This is a genomic window from Mycobacterium sp. E2462 (assembly GCF_001672685.1).
Lineage (GTDB): Bacteria > Actinomycetota > Actinomycetes > Mycobacteriales > Mycobacteriaceae > Mycobacterium.
Genome location: NZ_LZKC01000153.1, coordinates 1 through 11,058, shown reverse-complemented (window position 1 = coordinate 11,058; position 11,058 = coordinate 1). Strand labels below are relative to the sequence as shown.

General features: G+C 69.2%; 10 protein-coding genes and 1 pseudogene. 10 read left to right on the top strand and 1 reads right to left on the bottom strand.

The genetic code is table 11. From position 1 onward, the window contains the following. Positions 1 to 4: 4 nt before the first annotated feature. From efeU to A5714_RS07035, 10 genes and pseudogenes are all read left to right on the top strand, one after another. A complete protein-coding gene (gene efeU, locus A5714_RS07080; RefSeq protein WP_068284173.1) occupies positions 5 to 1,579 on the top strand; it encodes an iron uptake transporter permease EfeU in 1,575 nt (524 codons plus the stop codon). Between the two features lie 32 nt (positions 1,580 to 1,611). Then, positions 1,612 to 2,820, top strand: a complete 1,209-nt coding sequence (gene efeO / locus A5714_RS07075; protein WP_369829427.1) for an iron uptake system protein EfeO — start codon at positions 1,612 to 1,614, stop codon at positions 2,818 to 2,820. Position 2,821: 1 nt separating this feature from the next. Further along, positions 2,822 to 4,150, top strand: coding sequence for an iron uptake transporter deferrochelatase/peroxidase subunit (efeB, locus tag A5714_RS07070; RefSeq protein ID WP_082959612.1), 1,329 nt, complete (start codon positions 2,822 to 2,824; stop codon positions 4,148 to 4,150). Between the two features lie 163 nt (positions 4,151 to 4,313). After that, positions 4,314 to 4,838 (top strand): OsmC family protein, encoded by a 525-nt coding sequence (locus tag A5714_RS07065; RefSeq protein ID WP_068068044.1) that lies wholly within the window; start codon positions 4,314 to 4,316, stop codon positions 4,836 to 4,838. Between the two features lie 25 nt (positions 4,839 to 4,863). Beyond that, entirely contained in the window at positions 4,864 to 5,334 is a 471-nt protein-coding gene (gene cynS, locus A5714_RS07060; protein ID WP_068068047.1) for a cyanase, read from the top strand. Continuing rightward, entirely contained in the window at positions 5,331 to 6,398 is a 1,068-nt protein-coding gene (locus A5714_RS07055; RefSeq protein ID WP_068284169.1) for an acyl-CoA dehydrogenase family protein, read from the top strand. Before cynS ends, A5714_RS07055 begins: the two co-directional genes overlap by 4 nt. A 19-nt stretch (positions 6,399 to 6,417) precedes the next feature. After that, positions 6,418 to 7,065 carry an RNA polymerase sigma factor gene (locus A5714_RS07050; protein ID WP_068068055.1) on the top strand — a complete coding sequence of 216 codons (648 nt, stop codon included), beginning with the start codon at positions 6,418 to 6,420 and terminating at the stop codon, positions 7,063 to 7,065. Further along, on the top strand, positions 7,062 to 7,331 hold the full coding sequence (locus A5714_RS07045) for a hypothetical protein (RefSeq protein WP_068068057.1): 270 nt from the start codon (positions 7,062 to 7,064) through the stop codon (positions 7,329 to 7,331). The genes A5714_RS07050 and A5714_RS07045 overlap by 4 nt, the downstream gene beginning before the upstream one ends. 92 nt (positions 7,332 to 7,423) lie before the next feature. Beyond that, entirely contained in the window at positions 7,424 to 8,311 is an 888-nt protein-coding gene (locus A5714_RS07040) for a universal stress protein (RefSeq protein WP_068284176.1), read from the top strand. Between the two features lie 136 nt (positions 8,312 to 8,447). Beyond that, positions 8,448 to 10,102, top strand: a pseudogene (locus tag A5714_RS07035) (cytosine permease). Here the strand turns inward: A5714_RS07035 and A5714_RS07030 are convergent. Beyond that, on the bottom strand, positions 10,099 to 11,058 hold a 960-nt coding region (locus tag A5714_RS07030), incomplete at its 5' end, for an acyltransferase family protein (protein WP_068284167.1). The pseudogene A5714_RS07035 and the gene A5714_RS07030 overlap by 4 nt on opposite strands.

The window sequence follows — 11,058 nt, the reverse complement described above, 5'->3', positions numbered from 1 at the left end:
GCGCATGCAGGGCGTATTCGGCGTTTTCATCGGCACCTTCCTGATCGGCCTCCGCGAGGGGCTCGAGGCGGCGCTGATCGTGAGCATCGTCGCGGCGTTCCTCAAACGAAACGGCCAATCGACTCGCCCGCTGGTCGCCGGCGTCACGCTGGCGGTCCTGGTCAGCGCCGCGGTCGGCGTCGGGCTGGACGCCTTCGCGGCGAGCCTGCCGCAGGCCCGGCAGGAGGCGATGGAAGCGGTCATCGACGCCGTCGCGGTGGTGTTCGTCACCTCCATGATCGTCTGGATGAACACCCACTCCGCGCGCCTCAAGGGTGGCCTCGAACGCGACGCCCGGCGCGCGATGAGCCGCGGTGGCGCGCTGGCGCTGGCGGTGATGGCCTTCCTGGCGGTGCTCAAAGAGGGCTTCGAGACGTCGGTGTTTCTGCTGGCGGCCGCCCAGACGTCGCATGGCAGCCGGTGGGCGGCCGCGCTGGGCGGCGCGTCAGGCATCGCCGTGGCCATCGGGCTGGGCGCCGGCCTCTACGCCGGCGGCCTGCGCCTCAACCTCGGCCGGTTTTTCCGCGTCACCGGCGTGTTCCTGGTGCTCATCGCCGCGGGGCTGGTGCTGGGCGCCCTGCGCTCGGGTCACGAGGCGGGCTGGGTGAACCTCGGGCAGCAACGGGTGCTCGACCTGTCCCGGTGGATACCCCCGGACTCCGTGCCGGGCGCGCTGATCACGGGGATGTTCGGCATTCCCGCCGACCCGCGGCTCGTCGAACTGCTGGGCTGGGCGGCCTACGCGGTGCCGGTGCTGATCGTGTTCTGCTGGCCGGACGGGCTTGCCGCCGCACCGCGAACGCGGGCCAGGGTGCTGACGGCCGCGGCGCTGACATCGTTGGTCGCCGCCGCCCTGCTGACCCTCGCCGTGCCGGCCGCCCACCCGGTGAGCTGCGGGCGGCAGCGCGTCGTGAGCGACCAGGCCGGCCGCACCGCGCGGGTCGCGGTGTCCACCGGCCCGCAGCGCGCGACGCTGACCATCGCCGACGCCGCGAACGTGCACACCCTGGCGCTGTCGCCGGCCGGCGAGCAGGCCGTGGACGGCGTCGGGGTGCGCGCCTGGCAGGCGACGGCCGGCGACGCGGCCGCCGCGGACGCCCCACCCACGGTGACCCTCGAGCAGCTCGTCGACTTAACGGGCGGCCGGTTGCCGGTGGGGGTGTCCGCCGCACGTACCTCCGGCGCGTTCCGCGTGCAGTGGAACACCTCGACCGTGTACTCGGTATTGGCCGCCGGTGACTGCGTGGTGAGCGCGCGAGCGTCGACCAATCGCACCGCAACCCTGACCGGCGGTGGCCTGGCCGCCGCCAGGACGGTGAGCATCGGAGGCCTGACCACGGATTGGTCGACCACCGCGGACGACGATCGCCGGACCGCGGCGCAACTCGCGGCCGACGGGTACGACGCGGCGCAACCCAGGCTGTGGGCGGTGTGGCTCCCGTTGCTGCTCGGCGGGCTTGCCCTGCTCTGCGGCGTTCGCGCTGTAGCCTCGACGCGGCGCTGGCAGCCGCCCCGCCGCGCAAGAAAGGAGACCGGGTGAGGGCGTCACACGAAGCGGGCGTATCGCGCGGAATGCGTTGGGTCGCAACGGGTCTGCTGATGGCCGCGGTGGTGGCCGAGGCGTCGGGGTGCGGCCACTCCGGCGGCCGGTCGGCGCCCGCCGGCAAACCCGGCAGCAGCAACGCGGTCAAAGTGACGTTGAGCAACAACGCCGGCAAAGACGCCTGCGCCCTCGACAACACCAGCGTGCCCGCCGGCCCCGTGACCTTCACCATCGCCAACACCAACTCGCCGGGGATCAGCGAGGTCGAATTGCTGCGGGACCAGCGCATCGTGGGTGAAAAGGAAGACCTGGCCCCGGGTCTGGACCCGGTCTCGTTCACCGTCACCCTCGACGGCGGGTCGTATCAGTTGTACTGCCCCGGCGCGAGCACCGAATACCAGAACCTCACGGTGACGGGCCGCGCGCCCGCGTCGCCGACGGGCACCGTCGCGACCATCCTCACCCAGGGCACCAAGGACTACGCCGCGTACATCGTCAACCAGGTCGCTCAACTCGGTGACGGGGTCAAGGCGCTGGACGCCGCGGTGCAGCAGGGCAACGTCGAGGCCGCGAAAGCCGCCTACGGTAAAGCGCGCCTGTTTTGGGAACGTTCGGAGTCCGCCGTCGAGGGTTTCATCCTGGTGGGCTTCGCGGTGGGTGACAACGCCGGAAGCCTCGATTATCTGATCGACATGCGCGAGTCCACCCCGGTGGACGCGAAGGTGGGCTGGAAAGGCTTCCACGCCATCGAACGCGATCTGTGGCAAGGCGGCACAATCACCCCGGGAACCAAGGCCTTCAGCTCCGAATTGGTCGGCAACGTCGCCAAATTGAGCGCGATCGTCGCCCTCCTGGAGTACAAGCCGGAAGACCTCGCCAACGGGGCCAGTGACCTCATCGAGGAGGTGCAGAACACCAAGATCACCGGTGAGGAGGAGGCCTTCAGCCACCTCGACCTAGTCGACTTCTCGGGCAACGTCGAAGGCGCGCAACAGGCCTACGCCTCGCTGCGGCCGGGACTGGACAAGATCGACGCCGCCCTGGTCAAACAGATCGATCAGCAATTCCAGGCGGTGCAGAACACCCTCGACGGGTATCGGGACCCGTCCGCGTTGGGTGGATACCGGACCTACACTCCCGCGTTGCGGGCCAGCGACGCCCCCAAGCTGACCGCGGTGATCCAGCCGCTGCACCAAAGCCTGTCCACGGTGGCGCAAAAGGTCGTGGCGGCACACTGACATGGGCGCACACCACGACTCCGGCGGCAAAGACGCCGACGCAGAAGACCACGTGAAAGACAACGCGAACGGTGTTGCCGCGCAACCACCCTCAGTGACGCGTCGGCGCCTGCTCGGCGGTGCCATGCTGGCCGGTGCCGCCGTCGGCGCGGCGGGCGGCGGTGTCGCCGGGTACGCGGCGGCGACCGACCGCGACGGTGCCGCCGACGACACCGTCGACCTGCGCCGCAGTTACCCGTTCTACGACCAGCCGCATCAGGGCGGAATCGCCACGCTGCCACAGCGATACGCGATGTTCATGTCGTTCGCGCTCGGCGCCGGCGTGGGACGTGCGGCGTTGCAGACGCTGCTGGCGCGCTGGTCGGCCGCCGCGGCGATTCTGCAGCAGGGCAAGCCCGTCGGCACGGTGCAACCGTCGGGCGAGGTACAGCCCCCGGCCGACACGGGGGAGGCCTACGGGCTGAGCCCCGCCAGCCTCACCGTCACCATCGGGCTGGGCCCGTCGCTGTTCGGCGACCGGTTCGGGCTGGCGACCCGACGGCCGGCCGTGTTCACCGACCTGCCGCCGCTCAACGGGGACAACCTCGATCCCCGGCTGCGCGGCGGTGACCTGTCGGTCCAGGCGTGCGCCGACGACCCACAGGTCTGCTACCACGCGGTCCGCAACCTGGCCCGCCTCGGCCGCACCATCGTCTCGCCCTCCTGGTCGGTTCTGGGCTTCGGCCGGGCGTCCGCAGGGCCCGGCCAGAGCACCCCGCGAAACCTATTGGGATTCAAGGACGGCACCCGCAACATCGGTTCCGACGCGGAGTACGCCCGGTTCGTGTGGGTCGACCACAGCGACCAGCCCTGGATGGACGGCGGCACCTATCAAGTCGTCCGCAAGATCCGGATGCTGCTCGAGACGTGGGACGTCGACAGGATCGGCAACCAGCAACGGATCTTCGGGCGCACCAAGGCAGAGGGTGCGCCGTTGTCCGGCAAGGCGGAATTCGACGCGCCCGATTTCACGGCCAAGGGCGCCGACGGCGGATTGCTCATCGACCCGCGGTCGCACATCGGGCTCGCCGCCCGGGAGAACAACGACGGCGTCATGATCCGCCGGCGGTCCTACAACTACACCGACGGCCTGGACGCCAACGGCCAGCTCAACGCCGGCCTCCTGTTCATCTCCTACCAAAAAGATCCCCGCGATTTTATCCGGCTGCAGAACCGGCTGGGCGCCAACGACCTGCTGAACGAATACATCCGACACATCGGCTCAGCAATCTTTGCGGTGCCGCCCGCCCCAAAGGAGGGCCACTACATCGGTCAAAACCTCTTCGACTGAGCAAACGCGCCAGGCGCCCGGCCCGCCGGGGGCGGCGGTCGGTTACGGATGTGTGAGGTTCGGTGTCGTCGCGGTAAAACGTCGGCGGGCCGCGTCACGCTCGACCCCTGGCGACGCACTAACCCCATGTTGGTCCCACACCCCGCTATGGAAGGAAAGACACATGAGCGACGCGCTCGTCATCGACGCCGAAGGCCTCGACAAGCTCTCCTGTAACGCCAAGGCCAACCCGGAAACCGGCAAGAAGACGCTGAAGGCGAAGACGGTGTGCGAAACCGGGTTCCGCAACATGACCTACGTCCGCGACCTGGCGCCGATGCTGGTGGGCGAGCCGCCCGCGCTGCTGGGCGACGATTCGGCGCCCAACCCCTCCGAGACCGCGCTCGCCGCCCTGGGTTCGTGCGTGTCGGTGGGGCTGCTCGCCAACGCCACCCACCGCGGTGTGACGCTGACGAAGATCGAGGTGGAGATGGAAGGCGACATCGACATCTCCGCGGTGTGGGGCGTCGGGGACACCCCGGAGGGCAAGCGGCTCGGCTTCAGCGCGGTGCGCTGCAAGGTGACGCTGGCGGGAGACGCCGACGAGGCGACGCTCAAGGAAATCCACGACAACGCCATCGCGTGGTCACCGGTGGTCAACACGTTCAGCAATCCGGTGAGCGTCGGCTCGACGCTGTCCATCGGCTGAGACCCTCGAGACGGGACGGCCAAGCGTGGCAAGCACATTGACGAAGCAGGAGCTGGCGCAGATCATCCGGCTGGCACGGCTCAAACACGGGTTGAGTTGGGCAAAGATCGCCGAATCCATCGGCAAAGACCGCGCGTGGACGGTCGCTGCCCTACTCGGCCAGCACCCGATGACACCGGAGGACGCCGCGATCGTGGCGGAGCTGCTCGAGCTCGACGACGAGGCGGTCGCGGTTCTGCAGCTGGCGCCCTACCGTGGCAGCGACCCCGCCGTGGTGTCCGACCCGACCATCTACCGCTTTCATGAGGCGCTGTCGGTCTACGGTCCCGCCATCAAGGAGCTGATCCACGAGGAGTTCGGTGACGGCATCATGAGTGCGATCAACTTCCAGCTCAGCGTCGAACGCCGGCCCGACCCGCAGGGCGACCGGGTGATCGTGACTTTCGATGGGAAGTTCCTCGACTACGCGTGGAAGCATGGGGAGGTGCAGGGATGACCGCGGCCGTCGACGCCGGACTGAGCCTGCTGGAATCTCAACTCCTTCCGGACATCCGCGCCCACGCCGACGCGTTGGACCGTGACGAAGACACCTCGCGCCGCAGCTTCGCGGCGCTGGGTGGGGCAGGCCTGCTGGGGCTGGGGGCTCCCGGCAACGCCGACGGGCGCCTACCGCAGATGGCCGACGTGATCGGCCGGATTTCCGCGGAATGCATGAGCACCGGCTTCTCGCTGTGGGCGCATCGCATGGCGGTCGAGTATTTGCTCACGGCCGCAACGCCGTTCGGGATCGCCGCGGCCGAACGGCTGCTCGGCGGGACCACGCTGGGTGTCACCGGGATGGCCTCGGCCTTCAAGGACGTGGCCGGCTGCGGCAGCCTGGACCTTTCCGCCGCACCGGTCGAGGGCGGTTACCGGCTCTCCGGCGCCATCCGGTGGGCCAGCAATCTGTACGACGACTCACTGATGATCACCGCCGCGCAAACCGAGGCCGGCGATAAGTTGATCGTGGCCCTGCCGCTCGGCACGCCGGGTGTCGCGCTCGGAGATCACTTTTCGCTGCTCGCCATGGGCAGCACCGCGTCGTCGTATCTGACACTGCAGGACGCGTTCGTCGCAGCGGAGCAGGTGCTGACCACCGATTTCGCCGGGTTCCTCGCCGCCGTCCGGCCGACGTTTCTGGTGCTGCAGTCAGCGATGTGCCTGGGGCTGACGCAGACCACGGTGGCCCAGGCGAAGCTCGGATTGACCGGCGTGAACGCCGTGTTCGCGGGTGAGGTCGACGACGTGGCGCAGCGGTTGGCCGCCGCGCAGCAGGAACTGGCGGCTCTGGCGGCGCGCGTCGGTGGCACGCAGCCGCCCAGCAAGAGGGAGTTGCTGACGTTGCGGCTCGCGTCCGCCGAGATCGCCAGCGGCAGCGCGGCTTTGGAGATCCGTACCGCGGGCGGTAAGGGATACGCGAGCCGCACGCCCGCGAGCCGGCGCTACCGCGAGGCCGCGTTCATACCGGTTCAGTCGCCGTCCGAGGGTCAGCTGCGGTGGGAACTCGAGCGTTGCGAGTGAGCGACGGCCCGGGCCGACGGTGACGCCGGCACCGCCGAGGGCATCGCCGTCCGAAGGGCCCGGGTTCGAGCCGGCCGCCGAGCTTCTCGTCGGCGGGGTCCCGCTGAGCAGCCTGGTCCGCGACTACCACCGGGCGATGCTCAATTTCGCTCGCACCGTGGTGGATTCACCGGTCGCGGCCGAAGAGGCCGTGCAAGAGGCGTGGGTGCAGGTTCTGCAATCGTCGAGTTCGTTCGAAGGGCGTTCCTCCGTGGCCACCTGGTTATTCGCCATCGTCAAGAACACCGCGATCCGGCATCGTCGCCGGGAGTCGCGGATCCGGCAACACGAGGTGTTGGCCGCGACCGACGGCACCGACCCCGACCCGCTGTCGGGTCGGATGCACCCCGCCGGGCATCCGGACGCCGGGCACTGGCGGGTGCCGCCGTCGGGTCGCTTCCTACCCGAAGACCACACCGTCACCAAGGAACTCGTCGGGCAGGTGCGGGCGGCGCTCGACGCGCTGCCGCCGCGGCAACGGCAGCTCATCATTCTGCGCGACCTCGCCGGCGCCTCCGGTGACGAGGCCGCGGCCATCCTGGACCTCTCCGCGGAGGCGCAGCGCGCCCTGCTCTACCGCGCCCGAGGCAACCTGCGCAACGAATTGGAGAGGACGTATCAGCGATGACCGTCTACGACAACACGGTGCCCGCCATGGACTGCGTCGATTTCGTGCGTCTCGTCGACGACCTCGTCGACTCGCCCCCGCAACGCTGGGGCGCGATCGTCGCCAAGCACCTCGACGAATGCCCGCCGTGCCTGGTGTACCTCCAGCAGATGCAAGACCTCAAGATCTTGCTCAACCACGTCTTCGACGGCGAGAAGCTCAGCGACGACCACGTCGCGGGGGTCATCGACGCAATCGACGTGCTGCGCGACGCCGACCGACCGTGACGAAAGTCCAACGGCCCGGCCGCTGAGGACCAAAGCCTCACGCCGACGCGCCCTCCGGCGAATACCGTCATTCGCGATGGGAGGAGATGGACATGTCGACAACCGGAGAAAAGCTCGGCGTCGTCGTCGCGGTCGACGGCTCGCCCGCGTCCGAAGCGGCCACCCTGTGGGCCACTTCCGAAGCAACCCTGAGGAACGTTCCCCTGACCGTCGCGCACGCGGTGGCCACCCCCACCGCCTACTGGCCGCCCGTGCCCTACCCGGATTCGCTGGGCATGCGACTGGAGGACGAGGGCAAGAAGGCCGTCATGCACGCCATGAAGATCGCCGACGAGTCGATGCCCGCCGACCGTAAGGTTCCGCTCGTCCGGCGGCTGGAGTACGCGGCACCGGCGCTGGCCCTGATCACCCTCTCGGCGGCGGCGGAGTTGCTGGTCGTCGGCAATGCCGGACGCGGTGCGCTGACGCGCGGCCTGCTCGGCTCGGTCACGTCCACCGTGGTGCGCCACGCGCACTGCCCCGTCGCGGTCGTCCGCGACAGGCCACTGCCGGATCCGCACGGTGGTCGGCCCGTCCTGGTCGGGATCGACGGCTCGCCCGCGTCCGAGCTGGCGACGGCGATCGCGTTCGACGAAGCGTCGCGCCGCGGCGTCGATCTGGTGGCCCTGCACGCGTGGAGCGACGTGATGGGGGCTGAAATCGCCGACCTGGATTGGTCGATGGTAGAGGCCGAAGCCGAGCGGCACCTCGCCGAAAGCCTGGCCGGCCTTCGCGAACCCTATCCCGACGTCCCCGTGCACCGCATCGTGGTGCGCGATCATCCCGCCCGGCAGCTTGCCGAAAAAGCCGAGGGCGCACAGCTTGTCGTCGTCGGCAGCCACGGCCGTGGCGGGTTGACTCGCCTGCTGCTGGGCTCGGTCAGCAACGCGGTGGTGCACTCGGTTCGAGTGCCCGTGATCGTCGCCCGGCCTAAGGCCTGACCTCGTCACCCGCGCGTCCGCGGCCGGGCCGGCCACGCGGCGGGCTGGCCGCTGCGGGCGGGGCGTGGGCGTTTCTCGTCACCTGCCCGAAACCCACGTCGGCTATGTTCGGCCGGAACCGGCGTGGGAGGCGTGCATGACCGAACAGGACACCGACAACCCGTCCGCCACCGCGGACCTCGACACGATGACGGCGACGCGCGAGACGCTGGAGGATTACACGCTGCGCTTCGCGCCCCGCAGCTACCGGCGCTGGTCGACGGCCGTGGTGGGAGTTTCGGCGCTGGGCGGCATCGCCTATCTCGCCGACTTCGCGATCGGAGCCAACATCGGCATCGCCTACGGCACCGGCAACGCGTTGTGCGGCATCGCGATCTTCGCCGCGGTGATCGTCGCGACCGGCGTGCGTTGGCCTACTACGCCGCCCGCTACAACCTTGACCTTGATCTGATCACGCGGGGCAGCGGGTTCGGATATTACGGCTCGGTCGTGACCAACGTGATCTTTGCGACGTTCACGTTCATCTTCTTCGCCCTCGAGGGTTCGATCATGGCCCAGGGCCTCAAACTCGGCCTGGGAGTGCCGCTTTGGGCCGGCTATGCCTGCTCGACGCTCGTCATCTTCCCGTTGGTCATCTACGGCATGAAAGTGCTGTCACAGCTCCAACTCTGGACGACCCCGTTGTGGCTGGTGCTGATGGTCATCCCGTTTGGTTATCTCGTGGTGAGCCACCCGGAGTCGATTCAGCAGTTCTTCGCCTACGGCGGGCGCGCCCACAGCGGCGCGGTGAACGCCGGGTCCAGCCTGCTGGCCGCCGGTGTGTGCCTGTCGCTGATCGCCCAGATCGCCGAGCAGATCGACTACTTGCGGTTCATGCCGCCGCGCACCCCCGCCAACGCGCGCAGTTGGTGGACGTGGACGCTGCTGGCCGGCCCCGGCTGGGTGGTGTTCGGGGCGCTCAAACAGATCATCGGCTTGTTCCTCGCCGTCTACCTGATCTCCCATGTCGCGGGCTCCACCCCGGTCGCCAACCAGCCCGTGCACCAATTCCTGCTGATCTACCGCAATTTCATGCCGAATTGGCTGGCGCTCACGCTGGCCGTGGTGTTGGTCGTGCTCAGCCAGGTCAAGATCAACGTGACCAACGCCTACTCGGGGTCGCTGGCGTGGACCAATTCGTTCACCCGCGTCACCAAGCACTACCCGGGACGCGTGGTGTTCCTGGGCGTCAACCTCGCCATCGCGCTGGTCCTGATGGAAGCCAACATGTTCGACGTCCTGAACACCATCCTCGGCTTCTACGCGAACTGCGGGATGGCCTGGGTGGTGACCGTAGCGTCGGACATCGTCTTCAACAAATACCTGCTCAAGCTGTCGCCGAAAGTGCCGGAGTTTCGTCGCGGCATGCTCTACGCGATCAACCCGGTCGGGTTCGGTTCCATGCTGTTGGCCGCGGGCCTGTCCGTCGCGGCCTTCTTCGGCGGGCTTGGCGCCACCCTGCGGCCGTTTTCGCCGCTGGTGGCGATCGTGATCGCCGTGGCGTTGCCGCCGATCCTCGCGGTGGCCACCGGGGGCAGGTACTACCTGCGACGTCACGACGACGGCATCGATCTTCCGATGTACGACGAACACGGCAACCCCTCGGGCGCGCAGCTGAAATGCCATGTCTGCCATCACGATTACGAGCGGCCCGACGTGTTGGCCTGCCAGACGCACGGCGCGCACGTCTGCTCGCTGTGTCTGTCCACCGATAAGCTCGCCGACCACGTGCTCCCGGCGCACGGCGGCTAGGACGCCGGGCGCCCGTCCCGCGACGCCGGCTGCGGACGGGCGGCGCGGGTGGGACGCAGCGCCACCAGCAGCACTCCGGCGGCGAACAGCCCCGCGACCCACCACGGAAACTGGCCGTCGGGAGCGAACCCCCCGGCGGCCAGCACCGACAGCGCGTAGGCCGCCATCGCCGCGCCGAGGAGCAGGACCGGTGCACCCGCGCGCTGCGGCCACGGAACGCCGAACTGGGGGAGGGGCGCGGCGAAGACCCGCCGGCCCACCCACAGCACCGCGATCTCCGCGCCGGTCACGGCGGCCAGGATCGCAACCCACTCCGCCCGGGCCAGCCACCAGTCGGCGGTGCCTTCCTCCGGTTGCGGCAAGAGTCCGGCCGGATAGCCGACGACCGCGACGACGACGACCGGGATCATGTGCCACAGGTACAGGGCCATGATGTTGCGGTTACCGATCGCCAGCGCGCGCCGGACGCCCGCGGCCCGCAACACCCGGTTCAGCGTGGGCGCCAACGCCATCACGATTCCCGTCTGCGCGCCGGCGAACGCCAGCAGCGCCACGGTGGGCGGGGTTGTGTTGTCGATCGTCTGGCCCGGGACGCCGATCATGCTGACCGGATACAGCCGCGCCCAGATGAGCAGCGCCAGCGTCGCCGTCGACGCCGCGGCCAGTAGCGCCGGCCTGCGGCCCGCCAAATGGCCGCCGCGCCAGCAGATCCCGAGCTGATAGAGCGCTCCCCAGGCCAGCAGGTAGTTCAACCAGTCTAGGTATTGCACGTGAGCACCCAGCCGGACCGCGTCGACCACGGCGACGGCCACCGCCAGGGCGGACGGCGCCAGCAGCCCCCAGCGGCGTTGCGCGGCAACGGCAATGGGGGTCAGGGACACGACCACCAGATACACGGCCAAGAACCACAGGTGCATCGCCACCGCCCAGCCCGCGTACTCCAGCACCGCGCCCGC

What these genes read in the sequence shown, in the direction of transcription:
- efeU (WP_068284173.1), top strand. Translation starts at nt 5, where the DNA reads ATGCAGGGCGTATTCGGCGTTTTCATCGGCACCTTCCTGATCGGCCTC.
- efeO (WP_369829427.1), top strand. Translation starts at nt 1,612, where the DNA reads ATGCGTTGGGTCGCAACGGGTCTGCTGATGGCCGCGGTGGTGGCCGAG.
- efeB (WP_082959612.1), top strand. Translation starts at nt 2,822, where the DNA reads ATGGGCGCACACCACGACTCCGGCGGCAAAGACGCCGACGCAGAAGAC.
- A5714_RS07065 (WP_068068044.1), top strand. Translation starts at nt 4,314, where the DNA reads ATGAGCGACGCGCTCGTCATCGACGCCGAAGGCCTCGACAAGCTCTCC.
- A5714_RS07055 (WP_068284169.1), top strand. Translation starts at nt 5,331, where the DNA reads ATGACCGCGGCCGTCGACGCCGGACTGAGCCTGCTGGAATCTCAACTC.
- A5714_RS07045 (WP_068068057.1), top strand. Translation starts at nt 7,062, where the DNA reads ATGACCGTCTACGACAACACGGTGCCCGCCATGGACTGCGTCGATTTC.
- A5714_RS07040 (WP_068284176.1), top strand. Translation starts at nt 7,424, where the DNA reads ATGTCGACAACCGGAGAAAAGCTCGGCGTCGTCGTCGCGGTCGACGGC.